Genomic DNA, 18,314 nt, shown 5'->3' with positions numbered 1-18,314 from the left:
GACCCCATGGCCACTCCCAGCGCTAGCTCTTATAACGCCGACGCCATCGAAGTCCTCTCGGGCCTCGACCCGGTGCGCAAACGCCCCGGCATGTACACCGACACCAGCCGGCCGAACCACCTTGCCCAGGAAGTCATCGACAACAGCGTCGACGAAGCCCTGGCCGGCCACGCCAAGTCGGTGCATGTCATTCTTCACGCTGACCACTCCCTGGAAGTGTCCGACGACGGCCGCGGCATGCCGGTGGACATCCACCCGGAAGAGGGCGTGCCGGGCGTCGAGCTGATCCTTACCAAGCTGCATGCCGGCGGCAAGTTCTCCAACAAGAACTACCAGTTTTCCGGTGGCTTGCACGGCGTGGGTATTTCGGTGGTCAACGCTCTGTCCACGCTGGTGCGGGTCAGGGTCAAGCGCGATGGCAACGAATACGAGATGACCTTCGCCGATGGCTACAAAGCCACCGACCTGGCCGTGATCGGCACCGTTGGCAAGCGCAACACCGGTACCAGCGTGTACTTCGCGCCGGACCCGAAATACTTCGATTCGCCGAAATTCTCCATCAGCCGCCTCAAGCACGTGCTCAAGGCCAAGGCTGTGCTGTGCCCGGGCCTGCTCGTCACCTTTGAAGACAAAGGCACCGGCGAGAAGGTCGAGTGGCACTACGAAGACGGCCTGCGCTCCTACCTGGAAGACTCCGTCAGCGACTTCGAACGCCTGCCCAACGAGCCGTTCTGCGGCAGCCTGGCCGGTAATAAAGAAGCCGTCGATTGGGCGCTGTTGTGGTTGCCCGAAGGCGGCGACAGTGTGCAGGAAAGCTACGTCAACCTGATCCCCACCGCCCAGGGCGGTACCCACGTCAACGGTTTGCGCCAGGGCTTGCTGGATGCCATGCGCGAATTCTGCGAATACCGCAGCCTGCTGCCGCGCGGCGTGAAGCTGGCGCCGGAAGACGTGTGGGAGCGCATTGCGTTCGTGCTGTCGATGAAAATGCAGGAGCCGCAATTCTCCGGCCAGACCAAAGAGCGCCTGTCGTCCCGCGAGGCGGCGGCATTTGTCTCCGGCGTGGTCAAGGATGCGTTCAGCCTGTGGCTCAACGAACATCCTGAGCTGGGCCTGGCCCTGGCCGAGCTGGCGATCAACAACGCCGGCCGTCGCTTGAAGGCCAGCAAGAAGGTCGAACGCAAGCGCATCACTGCGGGCCCGGCACTGCCGGGCAAGCTGGCCGATTGCGCCGGGCAAGATCCGATGCGCTCCGAGCTGTTCCTGGTGGAAGGTGATTCCGCCGGTGGTTCCGCCAAGCAAGCGCGGGATAAAGAGTTCCAGGCGATCCTGCCGTTGCGCGGCAAGATCCTCAACACCTGGGAAGTCGATGGCAGCGAAGTCCTGGCCAGCCAGGAAGTGCACAACATCGCCGTGGCCATCGGCGTCGACCCGGGCGCGGCGGACATGAGCCAGCTGCGCTACGGCAAGATCTGCATCCTCGCCGACGCCGACTCCGACGGCCTGCACATCGCCACCTTGCTGTGCGCGTTGTTCGTCCAGCACTTCCGCCCGTTGGTGGATGCCGGTCACGTCTACGTCGCCATGCCGCCGCTGTACCGCATCGACCTGGGCAAAGAGATCTTCTACGCCCTCGACGAAGCCGAACGCGACGGCATCCTCGACCGCCTGGTGGCCGAGAAGAAACGCGGCAAGCCACAGGTCACGCGATTCAAAGGCCTGGGTGAAATGAACCCGCCGCAACTGCGCGAAACCACCATGGACCCAAACACCCGGCGCCTGGTGCAGTTGACCCTGGAAGACTACGCCGCGACGTCGGAAATGATGGACATGCTGCTGGCGAAAAAACGCGCGCCGGACCGCAAGTCCTGGCTGGAGTCCAAAGGCAACCTTGCCGAGGTGCTGGGCTGATGCGCACAGGTTTCGCCCTGGCGATCCTGATGTTGAGCGGGTTGGCGGCTACCTCGGTAGCGGCCGCGCCCGTGGCTGAGCTGAAACTCGTCTCCGAGCACGCGGTGGACGGCATGCGCGGCGGTAACCTGTCGGGTCTGGCCTTGTGTGGCAAGGCGTTGTGGACGGTTTCCGACCGTGATGACGACCAGATCTATCGCCTGGATATCAGCGCGCCGACCTGGCAGGCCGAAACGGTGAAGATCGACGTGCCGCCGGTGCCGGAGTCCGGCTTGCCTTGGGGGTTGCGTTCGCGCACCAAGGCCGCTTCGTTCATTCGTGGTGGCGACCTGGATTTTGAAGGCATCAGCTGCGATGCCGCGGGCAACCGCTATATCGTCAGCGAAGCCCATGCGGCGGTGCTGCAAGTGCCGGTGAACGGTGCGCCCGAGTGGTTGAAGATCGCCCCCGGCATGGTGCGTGAAGCGCGGGCCAGTGGCATGTTGCTGCACTTCAATGCGTTGTTTGAAGGGCTGGCGATAAATCCGGAAGGCAATCAGATTTGGCTGGCAGCCGAGCGCGAAAGACGCGGCCTAATCTCGATCAAACGCCCGCAAAGCCTGTGGGATTGTGACGGCCCCTGTGTATTGCTGAGCGAGGCCGGCCAGGAAGTGCAGCCGGTCAAGTTCACCAATGCCAAGGCCGTGTCCAAGGATTTCTCCGACCTGGCGTGGTTCAACGGCAAGTTGTTTACTCTGGAGCGCAATGCGTTCCAGATCTGCCGGCGCGATGCAGTCACGGCCAAGGTCGAGCTGTGCTGGTCGTTTGCCGACGAAACCCTGACGCCTGAGCGGCGCTATCCTCAGGCCTATGGCCTGGCCGAAGCCCTGGTGGTGGACGCAGACGGTGCCTGGTTGGGCATCGACAACAACTTCGGCCCCCGCGCCGATGGTGAAAAACGCCCGGTGGTCTATCGTTTCGCCGCCCCGGCCGGTGGCTGGAGTGCCCAGCCATGAACCCTGAATTTTTTGAATTGACCCGGCGCCGCGGCATTTCCGCCGCGCCTTACCCAATGATGAGGCCCGCATGAGTGACATCCTCGCAGACAGCTTAGATGGCGTAGAACGCCGGTCGCTGGCTGACTTCACCGAAAGTGCCTACCTCAACTACTCCATGTACGTGATCATGGACCGTGCCTTGCCGCATATCGGCGACGGCCTGAAGCCCGTGCAACGGCGCATCATCTACGCCATGAGTGAGTTGGGCCTGGACGCTGATTCCAAGCACAAGAAGTCGGCGCGTACCGTCGGCGACGTGCTCGGCAAGTTCCACCCCCACGGAGACTCCGCCTGCTACGAAGCCATGGTGCTGATGGCCCAGCCGTTCAGCTACCGCTACACGCTGGTGGACGGCCAGGGCAACTGGGGTGCGCCCGATGATCCGAAGTCCTTCGCCGCCATGCGTTACACCGAGGCGCGCCTGTCGCGTTACTCGGAAGTACTGCTGAGCGAGCTGGGGCAGGGCACCGCCGATTGGGGCCCGAACTTCGACGGCACGCTCGACGAACCGCTGGTGTTGCCGGCACGTTTGCCGAATATCCTGCTTAACGGCACCACCGGCATCGCCGTGGGCATGGCCACCGACGTGCCGCCGCATAACCTGCGTGAAGTGGCCACGGCGTGCGTGCGCTTGCTCGATGAGCCCAAGGCCACGGTCGAACAGCTCTGCGAGCATATCCAGGGCCCGGACTACCCGACCGAAGCGGAAATCATCACACCGCGCGCCGACCTGCTGAAGATGTACGAAACCGGCAAGGGCTCGGTGCGCATGCGCGCCGTGTACCACATCGAAGATGGCGACATTATTGTCACCGCGCTGCCGCACCAGGTGTCTGGCGCCAAGGTGCTGGAACAAATCGCTGCACTGATGCAGGCCAAGCCGTCGAAATTGCCGCAGGTCGCCGACCTGCGTGACGAATCCGACCACGAAAACCCATGCCGAATTGTGATCATTCCGACCAACAGCCGGGTCGATCACGAAGTGCTGATGCAGCATCTGTTCGCCAGCACCGACCTGGAGTCGAGCTACCGGGTCAACGTCAACATCATCGGCCTGGACGGCAAGCCGCAGCTGAAAAACCTGCGCAACCTGTTGGTGGAATGGCTGGAGTTCCGCGTGCAGACCGTGCGTCGCCGCCTGCAATTCCGCCTCGACAAGGTCGAGCGTCGCTTGCACCTGTTGGACGGTTTGCTGATTGCCTACCTCAACCTGGATGAAGTGATCCATATCATCCGCACCGCCGAGCACCCGAAAGCCGAGTTGATCGCGCGTTTCCAACTCAGCGAGATCCAGGCCGACTACATCCTCGACACCCGCTTGCGCCAGTTGGCGCGACTGGAAGAAATGAAGCTGCGCGACGAGCAAGACGCGCTGCTCAAGGAACAAGCCAAGCTGCAAGCCCTGCTGGGCAGCGAAGCCAAGCTGAAAAAGCTGGTGCGCACCGAGCTGATCAAAGACGCCGAAACCTATGGCGACGACCGCCGCTCGCCAATCGTCCAGCGTGCTGAAGCCAAGGCGCTGACGGAAACCGAGCTGCTGCCAAACGAGAAAATTACCGTCGTTCTGTCGGAAAAGGGTTGGGTTCGTTCGGCCAAGGGGCATGATATTGACGCCACTGGCCTGTCGTACAAGGCTGGCGACGGCTTCAAGACCGCTGCGGCTGGGCGTTCCAACCAGTTTGCGGTGTTTATCGACTCCACCGGGCGCAGTTATTCGGTGCCGGCCCACACTTTGCCGTCTGCACGGGGCCAGGGCGAGCCGCTGACCGGGCGCCTGACGCCACCGCCGGGGGCTAACTTCGAGTGCGTGCTGCTGCCGGATGACGATTCGCTGTACGTCATCGCGTCGGATGCGGGTTACGGTTTCGTGGTCAAGGGTGAAGACCTGCAGGCCAAGAACAAGGCGGGCAAGGCGCTGTTGAGCCTGCCGAACAACGCCAAGGTGATCCTGCCGCGACCAGTGGAGGATCGCGAGAGCAACTGGCTGGCCTCGGTGACCACCGAGGGGCGTTTGCTGGTGTTCAAGATCAGCGACCTGCCGCAGCTGGGCAAGGGCAAGGGCAACAAGATCATCGGCATTCCTGGCGAGCGCGTGGCCAGTCGCGAAGAGTACGTGACCGACATCGCGGTGATCCCGGAAGGCGCGACGCTGGTGTTGCAGGCCGGCAAGCGCACGCTGTCGCTGCGTCCTGACGACCTTGAGCATTACAAGGGCGAGCGTGGCCGGCGCGGTAACAAACTGCCACGTGGCTTCCAGCGCGTGGACGCGTTGCTGGTAGAAACGCCGGTTTAACGCGTATTAGAGGCCTCGATCTACGGTTTAACGCGTAGATCGACGCTTTGGCGCTGGAGTCATGGCGCATATTCACGGATGATATGGCCTTTCTAGCGCCGGCGTGGCCGCGCGTGTTTAGGGTTTTTTCAGTATTAGTTGTGGTTCGCCTTGTGGCAGCCACCTGGATGGGATGATGACCGCTCCACGCGTTCCTTTATTTTTGATGCTCGCTGGCCTCTTGGGGTTGGCGGGTTGCAGCACGCACCAGCCGGTGTCGCTGTACCAGCTGGACAGCGGCAGCCCGGCGCAGCCCGCCCAGGCTGCCGGCATGGCGGTATTGCTCGGCCCGGTCGTCGTGGCGGACTACCTGCAACGCGAAACCCTGCTGCAACGTCAGAACGACGGCAGCCTGCAAGGTTCCACCGATGGTCGTTGGGCGGGCAGTTTGTCGTCCGACATCAACCAGTTGATGTTGCGCCAAGTGGCCGGTCATCTGGACAGCCAGCGTGTGGTGCTCGCGCCTGCGCCTGCCGCGTTCAGCCCGGATGTGCAGGTCTTGCTGACCATCACGCGCCTGGACTCCGGCACCTCGCAGCCGGCGATCCTGGATGCCCAGTGGCGCTTGATCGACCGCCGTGGCCAGGTACGTGACAGCCGCATCGTGCACTTGCAGGAAGAGCACGCCGGCACCACCGCGTCCCAGGTCCAGGCCCAGGGCGTGCTGTTGCAGCATTTGGCCGAGCAGTTGTCGGTGGCCCTCAAGCCATTGGCCAACCAGCCGCCGATTGCCGAAGCGCCGCGCAAACAGGCGCCGGTGCAGGCGGCCAAGCCGGCTGAACCGCAGAAGCCGAAGATGCCGATGGCAACGCCGATTCGTACGGATATGGAAGTGTTCAGGTTCTGACCTGAATCGCCGCCACAAAAAAAGGCCCGCTTATTCAGCGGGCCTTTTTTATGCACGATTTGGGTAGCGCTGAAGATCACCTGTGGGAGCGGGCTTGCCCGCGATAGCGGAGTATCAGCCTACACATCCTTGGCTGAACCACCGCCATCGCGGGCAAGCCCGCTCCCACAGGTGTTTGTGCAGTGTCTTAAATCTTGGTGCGGGTCTCGTGCATACGGGCCAACTGACGCTCCAGCATCGAAGGATACGGCTCCATCAACCGCTCCACGCAGCTTGCCCCCTCAGGGCTGGCAATCGGGCGGATGCGTGCGCGCTGGCGGATCAACGTGTCTTCACTGATCTTGCGCTCCACCAGCAGCAGGTTGCGGCTGTGTTGCGACAAGGCCAGGGCATCCTGCGCGCTCTCGGTGAGCAGCAGGTCGATCTGGCTCATGCCAAACAGGTCGTCGCTCACCGTCAGGCCCAGTTGCAGTTGCAGGGTGATGCCGCTGTCCGCCACTTCGATCTGCAGGGCATGGCCCAGGGCGCGCAGCAGCTCGCCGCAGCAGATAGCGTTGGTCAGGTAGTCTTCGCCGCTGTCTTCGCTGTGGAACAGCATCAGCGTGCTGCCGTCGTTCAGGGTGTGCAGTTCGCTCTGGTACAGCGAGGCGGCCTGGTCGAGGCAGTCGCGGTAGCGCTCCAGCAGTTCCGTCAGGCGGGTGCGGGGCAGGCGGCGCAGTTGATCCTGGGAGCCCAGTTGTACGGCCAGGACCGCACTGTGCTGGGGCTCGGCGTTCTTCGTCGGGGCGGGCGCAGGCGCGACGGCCGGGCTGTTGGCCGCGGTGTCGCGCAGGTCGGCGAACGGGTCTTCGTCGTCCAACTCGTCTTCGTCGGCCTGGATCGCCTTGCGGGTGGCAGGCTTGAGGCCGGCGACCGGTGTATTTTCGGCAAAACCCGGCTCACCCACGTCGAACTCGGGCTCGTCGTCGTACTCCGGCTCGGGCTCCGGCGCGCGCACGGTTGGCTCCGGGGCGAAGCTGGCGTGCAACTGGCGGGCGAGGTCGCCGATTTCATCCTGGCGGTCGGTGGCCGGGGTGTGTTCGTCGATGTCCCGCAGCCAGATGCGCAGTTGCATCAGTGGCGTGGAGATATGCCGACCCAGGCGCAGGCTCAGGGCCAAGGCCAGGGCCAACAGGATCGCGCTGAGGATGCCCATGCTTTGCAGGCTGATGGTCATCGGCTGCTGGAATTGCTGCATGTCCAGGCTGATGCGCAGTTGGCCGGCCTTCACGTCCTGGAACGTGATGTTGCTCTGGTACAACCCTTCGGCTTCGCCCAGCAGGCCGTTCTTCGGGCGTTGCCCGGCTTCGGCCATGATCCGGTTGTCCACGCTGTAGATGGCGGCGTGGGCCACCAGCGGGTTCTTGGTCAGGTTGTTGAGCAGCACGTTGAGGCTGAGGATGTCATTGGACACCAACAGCTCGGTCGCCGAGGTGGCGGTTTGCGTGGTCAGGCTCTCGCCCAGGGCGTCGGCCTGTTCGTGCATGGCCTGCTTGAACTGCAAACCCATCACGCAGGCGTAGATCACCAGGGCCAGGGCGACCAGGATCACGTTATGGCTGGCGATGCGTAATGCGATCGGTACACGGCGGTGGCGCAGTGCCCGGAAGATCAGCAGGAAGAAGTTATCGGTTTTTACTGGCGTGGGCCGGTTCACTTGCGCTCGGCTCTTGGTCCGTGAAGTTGACGCGCAGTATAGCGACAGGCCCCAGAGCGTCAAAGCGCTGGCTGTGCCCGATGGTCACTGAAAGTGGGTAGAATGCGGTTTTTTTCCAGCCTGGGGGTGCGCCTTGCGCGAAATTGTCCTGATAAACATCACCGGTGAAGATCGCCCGGGTCTGACGGCGGCGATTACCGGCGTTCTGGCCCAGGGTGGTGTGAACATTCTCGACATCGGCCAGGCGGTGATCCACGACACGCTGTCGTTCGGCATCCTGGTCGAGATCCCGAGCACTGAACAGGCGTCCTCGGTGCTCAAGGACATCTTGTTTACGGCGTACAAGCTTGATCAACAGGTGCGTTTCACGCCGGTGTCCGAAGCCGATTACCAGCATTGGGTGGCCGGCCAGGGCAAGAAACGCCACATCGTCACGCTGCTGACCCGCAAGGTCACGGCTGAGCAACTGCAGCGTGTCAGCTCGATTACCGCGCAATACGGCTTGAATATCGATCACATTGACCGTCTGTCGGGTCGTATGCCGCTGGACACCCCGGCCGACAAGGGCAAGGGCTGCATCGAGTTCTCCGTGCGCGGCGAGCCGGCTGATCCGCAAGCCCTGCGCGCCGAGTTTCTCAGCGTGGCTCAGGAGCTGAATGTCGATATCGCCTTCCAGGAGGACTCGCTGTTCCGCCGCAACCGTCGCCTGGCGGTGTTCGACATGGACTCCACGCTGATCGAAGCGGAAGTCATCGACGAGTTGGCCAAGGCGGCCGGCGTGGGCGAGCAGGTCTCCGAGATCACCGAGCGCGCCATGGCCGGTGAGCTGGATTTCCGCGCGAGCTTCAAGGAGCGCCTGGCGCTGCTCAAAGGCCTGGATGTGAGTGTGCTGGACTCCATCGGCGCCTCGCTGCGCCTGACCGAAGGCGCCGAAACCCTGTTCGCCGAACTCAAGCGTCTGGGCTACAAGACCGCAATCCTGTCCGGTGGCTTTACCTATTTCGCCAAGCAATTGCAGGCCAAGTTGGGCATCGACTACGTGTTCGCCAACGAGCTGGAAGTGGTGGATGGCAAGGTGACCGGCGTGGCGGTCGAGCCGATTGTCGATGCGCAGCGCAAGGCGGACTTGCTGAAGGAATTGGCGCACAAGGAAGGTTTGCGTCTGGAGCAGACCATTGCGGTCGGCGACGGTGCGAATGACCTGCCGATGCTGGCGATTGCCGGGTTGGGTGTGGCGTTCCGCGCCAAGCCGCTGGTGAAGCAGTCGGCGAAGCAGGCGATTTCGACGCTGGGCTTGGATGGGGTGTTGTATCTGCTGGGCTTTCGCGACCGCGACGGTCAGCTGTAACTCTCCTTCCCCTGCTGGAATGGGATCAAAAATGTGGGAGCTGGCTTGCCTGCGATAGCGGTGTTGGATTCACCGCCGTCATCGCAGGCAAGCCAGCTCCCACATTGATCGGGTTCCAGCTTTAAATCTATTGTGAATCAGGCTTTTGGCAGTGCCATGCCCTGGCCCATCTGCACCGGAGTGCCCGCTGCCAGCTCTTCAGCCCACTTCACCTGATCCGGCCCGAACAACACGATCGCGGTCGAACCCAGCTTGAAGCGACCCAGCTCCGCACCTTTCTCCAGGTGAATCGGCGCACGCGCGGCTTCGTCATAACGGAAGGTTTTCAGCTCGCGCTTCGGCGGTGTCACCAAGCCAGCCCACACGGTTTCAATCGACGCCACAATCATCGCGCCCACCAACACCACGGCCATCGGGCCGCGTTCGGTGTCGAAAATGCAGGCAACACGTTCGTTACGGGCGAACAGCTCCGGCACGTTTTCGGCGGTGGTCTGGTTGACCGAGAAGATGCGTCCCGGGATGTAGATCATCTCGCGCAGGGTGCCGGCCAGCGGCATGTGCACGCGGTGGTAGTCCTTCGGCGACAGGTACACCGTCGCAAAATCACCGCCCATGAAGGGCGCCGCCACGGCGGAATCACCGCCCAGCAGTTCCAGCACGCTGAAGCTGTGGCCCTTGGCCTGGAACACGCGACCATGTTCGATTGGGCCCAACTGGCTGATCGCGCCATCGGCGGGGCTCAAGATCGCGCCTGGGGTTTGATCCAGCGGGCGGGCGCCGTCTTTCAAGGCGCGGGTGAAGAACGCGTTGAAGTGCTCGTAGGCGGTCACGTCTTCAACCAGGGCCTGGGACATGTCCACTTGATAGCGCTTGGCGAACCAGCTGGTGAAGGCGTTCTTGAACCAGCGCACGCGGCACTCGGCAATGCAGCCGGCCAAGCGCGACAGCAGGTGGTGCGGCAGCAAGTACTGGCTGAGGATAAACAACTGCTTTTTCATTTACTGTCCTTAAACCTTAAATCTCAACGGGGGTGTCGGGGTGGTTGCCCCATTCGCCCCAGGAACCGGCATAACCTTTGACTCGCGGATAACCGAGCGCCTTGGCCACCAGGTAGGTGAAGCCAGAGCGGTGGTGAGTCTGGCAGTGGGTGATGATTTCTTTGTCGCGGGTCAGCCCGAGGTCTTCGAGGATCTGCGGCATGTCACGGCGGATGCGCAGGTTGCGCGCCGGGTCCATGCCGGCCGTCCATTCGAAGTTCACGGCGCCGGGGATGTGCCCACCTTTGGCGGCGAGGACTTTTTCGCCGGAATACTCCAGTGGGCCGCGTGCGTCCCAGATACCGAGGTCGGCCGCGCCGAGGCGACTTTGCAGGTATTCGCGGGTGGCGGTGGGGCCGTCGTGCAGCGTCAGGCTGACCGGGCCGCCGACCGGTGCGGGCGCGTCGGTGCTGACCGGGTGCTGGCCTTCCAGCCAGGCCAGCAGGCCGCCGTCGAGGTAGTGGTATTTCTGATGGCCGATCACGTCGAGCATCCAGATGAAACGCCCCGCCCAGCCGCCGCCTTCGTCGTCGTAGACCACGTAGGTCGCGTCCGGGGTGTGGCCCAGTTCGCCGAAGAGTTTTTCCAGGTCGGCCTTGTGGGGCAGCAGGCCAGGAGCAGGCGGCTGGCCCAGTTGGGTGCGCTTGGGGTCAACGAAATGCGCGCCGGGGATATGCCCCTGGGCGTAGCGGGCGGCGCTGGTGAGGTCCACCAGAATCAGGTGTTCGGCATCAAGGCGACCTTGCAGGTCGCTGGATTCGATCACCAGCGGCAAGCCAGAGAAGTCAGGCATGTGAGGTCTCCTGGGCACAAATGTTGGCGATAAAGGACCGCGATTGTAGCGCAAGCATCAGGCGCTGCGGTTGGTAAAGCAGTGCAGGGCTTTCTCGATGCATTGCGCGGTTTTGCCGAAGGCCTGCACGGTGGTTTCCGAGAACGGCCCGCCGCCTTGGTCGGCCACCATCAGCATCACCACCTTGCCGTTGCAGCTCAAGGAACGCAGCAGCAGGTGTTCGCCGGTGAACAGGCGGCGCAGGATCGGCGGCAGCAAGGCCGAGAATTGCGCGTGGTTGTCCGGGGTGAGGCGCACTTGCGCGGACTTCTCCAGCAGGCGTTGCAGCAGGGTGCTGTTGGTCACGTCCAGGCTGAGGTTGGCGGCGTCCTTCGGCAAACCGTCGGCCTGATGCACACGCAAGGTGCTTTGGGCGCGGTCGGTCATCAGCAGCATGACCCGCTGCATGCCACTGGCCACCAGGGCTTCCTTGGCGCAAGTGGTCAGGTGCATGGCGTTGGCAAAGCGGCTTGGCTCCACCAGCAATTCGGTGCAGCGCTTGCGCCAGACGGCCAGGGATTCGGCGGTGGGCGGCGGTGCGGGCAGCAGGCCGCGATGGATTTTTTGCACATGCCACGGCCAGATCAGCGACAACGCCGGGTGCCACAGATCTGGCATCAGCGTGGTGCGCGCGCTGGTCACGGCTTGCTGGTGGACTTGCTGCTGCACATCGCCCAGCGGCTGTTGCAGGTACAGCGCGGTGAGGTATTGCCAGCGCTCGGTGTGCGGGCAAGTCCAGGATTCCTGAGCCGACATCGCCAGGCCGTTGGCCAGCAGCACGGTGTTGGCCGGCTGGTTCAGCCAGCGTCGCAGGTTGGGCTCGGCGTCGAGCAATTGCTGCTGGCGCAAGGCGTCGTCTTCGCGGGCGATGTGCAGCGCCTTGACCAGCAAGCGCTGTTCCTTGAGCAGCAGGTTGTAGCCCTGGGAGACCCAGATCGGCAGGTGCCAGGCTTCGGTCAGACCCAGGCACAGGTCCAGCAGGCGTACGCCGAACAATTCCTGCTCGACCTGGCGCGCCGACTGGCCTTTGTGGATCACCCGCAGTTCCCATTCTTCGAGGAGCTTGGGGTAGGCGACCGCCATCGGCCACAGCGGCGACAGAAACAGCAGGCTGCCCCAGTGGATGTCCTGCCACAAGCGCGCCAGGCGGCTGGCGAACAAGCCGTTGGCCTGTTGCGAGGCGTGCTGGCTGACTAGCAGCAACTGGCGCAAGGCCACGGGGATTTCATGGGCCGGCACCGACGGCAAGCGGGCCAGCAGCTCCTCGGCGCGTTTCAGGCCGAGGCGGTTGAGCGCCACTTCGAGGTTTTCCGCAGGCTCCGTGAAACTGCCATGGGTATGGCTGTTGGCCTCGCGCATCACGCTGAGCACCAGCGCGGGGCTGTTCTGCATCAGCTCGGCAATATCTCGCAACGAACTGCGGCTATCGCGGATGCCTTTGCACACGCGCTCGTGACTGGCCTGGGGGACGGGCAGCAGCACATCGTCCAGGCGCTTGATCCAAGCGGCGAGAGAAGTGGGTTTTGCAGTTGGGACTGTCGTTTCATTAGCCATGATTGGGGCGCGATCATCACTTGCGGTCAACACGCCCGGATCGGGCCGAACTGGCTTTTCGCCTTAACGGCCTATAGTCTGGCGCAGTTTTGCCGATAAGTAGAACAAGAGTTTTTCAGTTCCACCAAATATGTCCATGAACCCGACGGCGCAAGTACAGATCCCCTATGGCTAAAATTATCGGCATCATCGTCGTCTTCGCAAGCGTGCTCGGCGGGTACGTCCTGTCCCACGGTAAAATTGCCGCGCTGATCCAGCCTTTCGAGGTGATGATTATCGGTGGTGCGGCGTTGGGCGCGTTCCTGCAAGCGAACCCCGGCTACATGACCATGCACGTGATCAAAAAGTCGCTGGGTATGTTCGGTTCGCGCTTCACCCACACCTTCTACCTGGAAGTGTTGGGGCTGGTGTACGAGATCCTCAACAAGAGCCGCCGCGAAGGCATGATGGCCATCGAGGCCGACATCGAAGACGCCGCGGCGAGCCCGATTTTCGCTAAGTACCCGGCCGTGCTCAAAGATGAGCGCATGACCGCCTACATCTGCGATTACCTGCGCATCATGTCCTCCGGCAACATGGCCCCCCATGAGCTGGAAGGCCTGTTCGACATGGAATTGTTCAGCCTCAAGGAAGAGCTGGAGCACCCATCCCACGCCGTGACCGGCATCGCCGACGGCATGCCCGGCTTTGGTATCGTCGCGGCGGTACTCGGTATCGTGGTGACCATGGCCTCCCTGGGCGAAGGCGACCAGGCGGCCATCGGCATGCACGTAGGTGCGGCGCTGGTGGGTACCTTCTTCGGTATTCTCGCGGCCTACGGCTTCTTCGGTCCGTTGGCCACCTCCCTGGCCCACGACGCCAAGGAAGAAATCAACCTGTACGAATCGATCAAGGCCAGCCTGGTAGCGTCCGCTTCCGGCATGCCGCCATCGCTGGCGGTGGAATTCGGTCGCAAGGTTTTGTACCCGAAGCATCGCCCAAGCTTCGCCGAGCTGGAACAAGCGGTTCGCGGTCGCTAAGCCATGGAAAACAACCAGCCGATAATCATCAAGCGCGTCAAGCGCTTCGCTGCGGGGCACCATGGCGGTGCCTGGAAAATCGCCTTCGCCGACTTTGCGACGGCGATGATGGCGTTCTTCCTGGTGCTGTGGCTGATGTCCACCGCCACACCGGAACAAAAGATCGCCATCGCCGGTTACTTCAAGGACCCGATTGGTTTCTCGGAAAGCGGCACACCCTTCGTGATCGACCTCGGCGGCTCGCCGCAGTTGGCGCCGGAGCGCACCATCAACCCCGAGATCAAGACCGAGTCGCCGCAGGAAAATATCCCGATCGAGCGCGATACCGTCGAAGCCATGGCCGAGCAGGTCGAGCAGGAACGCCTGGAGCTGTTGCTGCAAGAGTTGCAGACCAAGGTCGACGAGAACCCGCAACTGCTGAAATTCAAGGACCAGATTTCGTTCGAGATTACCCCGGACGGCCTGCGCATCCAGATCACCGACGCGGCCAACCGGCCGATGTTCGACTCCGGCAGCGCGCGCCTGAAGCCGTACTTTGAAGACATCCTGCTGGCCATGGCCGACACCATCAAGGCGGTGCCGAACAAGATCAGCATCAGCGGCCACACCGACGCCAAGCCGTACTCGGGCCAGGGCGACTTCGGCAACTGGGAGCTCTCGGCCAACCGCGCCAACGCCGCCCGCCGCGCGCTGGTGGCCGGCAGCTACCCGGACCCGCAAGTGGCGCGCGTGGTGGGGTTTGCCTCGTCGCAGCTGTTTGATCACGAAGACCCGTTCAACCCGATCAACCGCCGCATCGACATCGTGGTGCTGACCAAAAAGGCCCAGCGTGCGATTGAAGGTGACCAGCCCAAGCCAGCGCCGACACCGGGTGCGGGTGCGCCGGGTGAAGTGCCGGCTGATCCGAATGCGATCCCGCCAGGGCAGGAGCCGTTGCCGGCCCATGAGTTGCGGCAGAAGTTGAACCTGTTTGATGATGGTGGGGTGAAAGATCCTACGGTGCCTAAGGCTGGTTCTTAAGCTGCACATACAAAAAGGCCGCGATCATCGCGGCCTTGTTGTATGTGAGTGAGCTTTCTGTGGCTAGGGAGCTTGCTCCCTCGCCACAAGGATCAGTAAGTGCTTTCAGGAAGACTCGCAATAATCGACCGATAGCTATTCATCCGCTGCTGCTGCACGCGTCCATCTTCGAGCGCCTTGAGCAACGCACAACCCGGCTCGCGGTCGTGTTTGCAGTCGCGGAAGCGGCAGGTGCCGATCAGGTCGTTGAACTCGATAAAGCCCGCTTCCACATCGCTGCGGCTGACGTGGCCGAGGCCGAACTCACGGATGCCCGGGGAGTCGATCAGCTCGCCGCCGCCAGGGAAGTGGAACAAGCGCGCCGTGGTGGTGGTGTGGGTGCCCTGGCCGGACAGTTCCGACAGCGGGCCCACACGGGTGTCGACTTCCGGTAGCAGGCTGTTGACCAGCGAGGATTTACCCACGCCGGACTGGCCGACAAACACGCTGATGCGCCCGTCCAACTGCTGTTGCAGCTGTTCCATGCCGTTACCGTGATGGGCCGAAACTTCCAGCACCGGGTAGCCCAGCGTGCGGTAGACCGCCAGCAGCGCGTTCAGCGCCGGTGCGTTCTGCTCGTCGATCAGGTCGAATTTGTTTAGCAGCAACAGCGGGCGGATGCCGGCATGCTCGGCCGCCACCAGGTAGCGGTCGATCAGGTTGGCATGGGGCTCGGGCAGCGGCGCGAACACGATCACGATCATGTCAACGTTGGCCGCGACTGGCTTGAGCTGGCCACGGCTGTCGGGGCGACGCAGTTCGGTGGTGCGCGGCAGTTGGGCGACGATCACGCCGATGCCCTGGTTGCCGGCACGCCAGACCACTTTGTCGCCGGTGACCAGCGCCGGCAGGTTGGCGCGCAAGTGGCAGCGGAACACCTGGCCCGCGAGTTCGCCTTCCAGCGCCTCGACTTCGACCTGCACACCAAAGTGCGCGATCACCAGGCCCGTTTGCTCGGGGCCCAGGTCGCCGCCCTCAAGCGCTTCCACGGCGGAGGATTCACGTTTGGCGGCGCGAGCGGCGCGTTCACCTTGAATCTTTTCGATGCGCCAGTTTTGGCGACGATTGAGCTGGCGTTTGGCCATTGGTGTTCCGTGTCGATAATGCAAAGGAATAGGTAAAACGGTCGCGAGTCTAGCATGCCGCTGCCTGCTAAACTGCGCAGCTACGCCAAGGTGCCAAGAGAATCAAGCCATGCAAAACCCACAGAACCTGATTTGGATCGATCTGGAAATGACCGGTCTGAACCCTGACACCGACGTCATCATCGAGATGGCGACCATTGTCACCGACAGCAACCTCAACACCTTGGCCGAAGGTCCGGTGATCGCCATTCACCACAGCGACGCCGTACTCGCCACCATGGATGAGTGGAACACCCGCACCCACGGCAACTCTGGCTTGACCCAGCGCGTGCGCGACAGCCGTATCAGCATGGCTGAAGCCGAAGCCGAGACCATCGCCTTCCTGGAAAAATGGGTACCGAAGGGCAAGTCGCCGATCTGCGGCAACAGCATCTGCCAGGATCGTCGCTTCCTTTATACCCACATGAAGGAGCTGGAAAGCTACTTCCACTACCGCAACCTGGATGTGTCCACCTTGAAAGAGCTGGCCGCGCGTTGGGCGCCGGAAGTCAAAGACAGCTTCCATAAAGGCAGCACGCATTTGGCGTTGGATGATATTCGCGAGTCGATCGCCGAGTTGCAGCATTACCGTAAGCATTTCATCAAGGCTTGAATGGGCGGCGCCTGAACTGGCGCCATCGCAGGCAAGCCAGCTCCCACAGTTGACTGCATTCGCAAATCAAAATGTGGGAGCTGGCTTGCCTGCGATAGAGGCGACGCGGTCTTTCGCCAAGCGCCCCCTTTTGGTGCCATCACCAAATGATTAGACTGCGCGCCTCTCTGCAAGGATCGCCATCATGCTGTTGATGCTCTACCTCATCGCCATCACCGCCGAAGCCATGACCGGCGCCCTGTCCGCCGGGCGGCGTGGCATGGACTGGTTTGGCGTGGTGCTGATCGCCTGCGTGACGGCGTTGGGGGGCGGTTCGGTGCGTGACGTGCTGCTGGGGCATTACCCGCTGACCTGGGTCAAACACCCGGAATACCTGGTGCTGACCTCGGTCGCGGCGCTGGTGACGATCTTTATCGCCCCGCTGATGCGCCACCTGCGTTCGCTGTTCCTGGCGCTGGACGCCGTGGGTCTGGTGGCCTTCACCTTGATCGGCTGCATGACCGCCCTGGAAATGGGCCACGGCATGCTGGTGGCATCGGTCAGCGGGGTGATCACCGGCGTGTTCGGCGGCATCCTGCGGGATATCTTCTGCAACGACATCCCGCTGATCTTCCGCCGTGAGCTGTACGCCAGCGTGTCGTTCCTCGCCGCCTGGTTCTACTTGCTGTGCCTGTACCTTGAGCTGCCCAGCGAGCAATCGATTCTGCTGACCCTGTTCAGCGGCTTTCTCTTACGCCTGCTGGCGATCCGTTTTCACTGGGAAATGCCCAAGTTCGTCTACAACGACGACGTGCACTAGCGCGTCGCGTGCTGGTTCAGTGCCCATTCCACGTGTTCGCGCACCAGCTCCGACGGATACTCCCGCCGCGCCTTCAAGGCTTCCAGCACCGGAATGCTCGACGGCGCATTGCCCAGGCCCACCGCCAGGTTGCGCAGCCAGCGCTCATAACCGGCGCGGCGTAGGGGCGAGCCCTCGGTGCTGCTGAGGAATTTATCCTCATCCCACATAAACAGTTCGGCCAGCTCGGCGTTGTCCAGGTTGTGGCGTGGCTTGAAGTCGCTTTCGCCAGTGGCGCGGGCGAAGCGGTTCCACGGGCAGACGATCTGGCAGTCATCGCAGCCGAACACGCGGTTGCCGATCAGTGGGCGCAGGTCTTCGGGGATCGCGCTCTTGAGTTCGATGGTCAGGTAGGAAATGCAGCGCCGCGCATCCAGCACGTAAGGGCCGACGAAGGCATTGGTGGGGCAGATGTCCAGACACGCGGTGCAGCGCCCGCAATGTTCGGTGCTGTGGGGCGCGTCCACCGGTAGCGGCAAATCGACAAACAGCTCGCTGAGGAAGAAATAACTGCCGGCCTTGCGATTGAGTACCAGCGTGTTTTTGCCGATCCACCCCAGGCCGGCTTGTTCGGCGATGGCTTTTTCCAGCACCGGCGCGCTGTCGACAAAGGCGCGAAAGCCGAACGGGCCGATTTGCGCCTGGATGCGGTCGGCCAGTTGCTGCACGCGCTTGCGGATCAGCTTGTGGTAGTCGCGGCCGAGGGCGTAGCGGGAGATGTAGGCTTTTTCCGGTTTGGCCAGCAGTTGCGCCATTTGCGTGTCGCCGGGCAGGTAGTCCATGCGCAGCGAGACCACGCGCAGCGTGCCGGGCACCAGTTCGTCCGGGTGAGAGCGCTTACTGCCGTGGGCGCCCATGTAGTCCATCTCGCCGTGGTAGCCGGCATCGAGCCAGCGTTGCAGGTGCTGCTCATGCTCGGCCAGGTCCAGGCCGCTGATGCCGACTTGTTGAAAGCCCAGTTCGCGGCCCCAGTCTTTGATCGATTGGGCGAGGGCGGGCAGATCGGAGGTAATAGCAGGCATGAGACACGGGAAACCACAGGTTAGATGCGTATAATTCTGCCAGAC

At 62.7% G+C, this 18,314-nt stretch carries 15 protein-coding genes; 9 read left to right on the top strand and 6 right to left on the bottom strand.

All coding sequences use genetic code 11. The features are described 5' to 3' along the window. The first annotated feature begins 6 nt into the window (after positions 1-6). From parE to ACU688_RS27495, 4 genes are all read left to right on the top strand, one after another. A complete protein-coding gene (gene parE, locus ACU688_RS27510; protein WP_017734940.1) occupies positions 7-1,911 on the top strand; it encodes a DNA topoisomerase IV subunit B in 1,905 nt (634 codons plus the stop codon). Beyond that, positions 1,911-2,906, top strand: a complete 996-nt coding sequence (locus ACU688_RS27505) for an esterase-like activity of phytase family protein (RefSeq protein WP_448187144.1) — start codon at positions 1,911-1,913, stop codon at positions 2,904-2,906. Before parE ends, ACU688_RS27505 begins: the two co-directional genes overlap by 1 nt. A gap of 70 nt (positions 2,907-2,976) precedes the next feature. Next, positions 2,977-5,241: a DNA topoisomerase IV subunit A gene (gene parC, locus ACU688_RS27500; protein WP_448187143.1), complete on the top strand. Its 2,265-nt coding sequence runs from the start codon at positions 2,977-2,979 to the stop codon at positions 5,239-5,241. Between the two features lie 175 nt (positions 5,242-5,416). Continuing rightward, positions 5,417-6,127 carry a PqiC family protein gene (locus ACU688_RS27495; protein ID WP_026136553.1) on the top strand — a complete coding sequence of 237 codons (711 nt, stop codon included), beginning with the start codon at positions 5,417-5,419 and terminating at the stop codon, positions 6,125-6,127. A gap of 187 nt (positions 6,128-6,314) precedes the next feature. Here the strand turns inward: ACU688_RS27495 and ACU688_RS27490 are convergent, their stop codons facing one another. Then, positions 6,315-7,823: an AhpA/YtjB family protein gene (locus tag ACU688_RS27490; RefSeq protein WP_448187142.1), complete on the bottom strand. Its 1,509-nt coding sequence runs from the start codon at positions 7,821-7,823 to the stop codon at positions 6,315-6,317. Positions 7,824-7,956: 133 nt separating this feature from the next. Between ACU688_RS27490 and serB the strand changes: the two genes are divergently transcribed. Next, positions 7,957-9,171, top strand: a complete 1,215-nt coding sequence (serB, locus tag ACU688_RS27485; protein WP_017734945.1) for a phosphoserine phosphatase SerB — start codon at positions 7,957-7,959, stop codon at positions 9,169-9,171. Between the two features lie 137 nt (positions 9,172-9,308). Here serB and asd read toward each other — a convergent pair whose 3' ends face one another. The 3 genes from asd to ACU688_RS27470 are packed head-to-tail and all read right to left on the bottom strand — an operon-like array spanning position 9,309 to position 12,594. Then, positions 9,309-10,169 carry an archaetidylserine decarboxylase gene (asd, locus tag ACU688_RS27480; protein WP_448187141.1) on the bottom strand — a complete coding sequence of 287 codons (861 nt, stop codon included), beginning with the start codon at positions 10,167-10,169 and terminating at the stop codon, positions 9,309-9,311. Positions 10,170-10,185: 16 nt separating this feature from the next. After that, positions 10,186-11,001, bottom strand: coding sequence for a rhodanese-like domain-containing protein (locus tag ACU688_RS27475; RefSeq protein WP_448187140.1), 816 nt, complete (start codon positions 10,999-11,001; stop codon positions 10,186-10,188). Between the two features lie 57 nt (positions 11,002-11,058). Further along, positions 11,059-12,594 carry an HDOD domain-containing protein gene (locus ACU688_RS27470; protein WP_124525543.1) on the bottom strand — a complete coding sequence of 512 codons (1,536 nt, stop codon included), beginning with the start codon at positions 12,592-12,594 and terminating at the stop codon, positions 11,059-11,061. A 167-nt stretch (positions 12,595-12,761) separates the two neighbouring features. Here ACU688_RS27470 and motA point away from each other — a divergent pair, with 167 nt between their 5' ends. After that, positions 12,762-13,613 (top strand): flagellar motor stator protein MotA, encoded by an 852-nt coding sequence (gene motA / locus ACU688_RS27465; RefSeq protein ID WP_010213623.1) that lies wholly within the window; start codon positions 12,762-12,764, stop codon positions 13,611-13,613. Between the two features lie 3 nt (positions 13,614-13,616). Next, the gene (gene motB / locus ACU688_RS27460) at positions 13,617-14,633 is read left to right on the top strand and encodes a flagellar motor protein MotB (protein ID WP_207041122.1); all 1,017 of its coding nucleotides are present in this window, start codon (positions 13,617-13,619) and stop codon (positions 14,631-14,633) included. Between the two features lie 92 nt (positions 14,634-14,725). On the opposite strand, the gene rsgA is transcribed toward motB, so the two are convergent. Continuing rightward, positions 14,726-15,757 carry a small ribosomal subunit biogenesis GTPase RsgA gene (gene rsgA, locus ACU688_RS27455; RefSeq protein ID WP_448187139.1) on the bottom strand — a complete coding sequence of 344 codons (1,032 nt, stop codon included), beginning with the start codon at positions 15,755-15,757 and terminating at the stop codon, positions 14,726-14,728. 109 nt (positions 15,758-15,866) lie between these two features. Between rsgA and orn the strand changes: the two genes are divergently transcribed. Then, entirely contained in the window at positions 15,867-16,409 is a 543-nt protein-coding gene (gene orn, locus ACU688_RS27450; protein ID WP_099583682.1) for an oligoribonuclease, read from the top strand. Between the two features lie 181 nt (positions 16,410-16,590). Continuing rightward, complete coding sequence (locus ACU688_RS27445) at positions 16,591-17,208, top strand: TRIC cation channel family protein (RefSeq protein ID WP_207041344.1); 618 nt, start codon at positions 16,591-16,593, stop codon at positions 17,206-17,208. Here ACU688_RS27445 and queG read toward each other — a convergent pair. Beyond that, a complete protein-coding gene (gene queG, locus ACU688_RS27440) occupies positions 17,205-18,269 on the bottom strand; it encodes a tRNA epoxyqueuosine(34) reductase QueG (RefSeq protein WP_448187138.1) in 1,065 nt (354 codons plus the stop codon). The two genes, ACU688_RS27445 and queG, sit on opposite strands and share 4 nt — an antisense overlap. Between the last annotated feature and the right edge of the window lie 45 nt (positions 18,270-18,314).

It is taken from the genome of Pseudomonas acericola (SeqCode), assembly GCF_053456465.1.
This window is presented reverse-complemented; position numbering and strand designations above follow the sequence as displayed.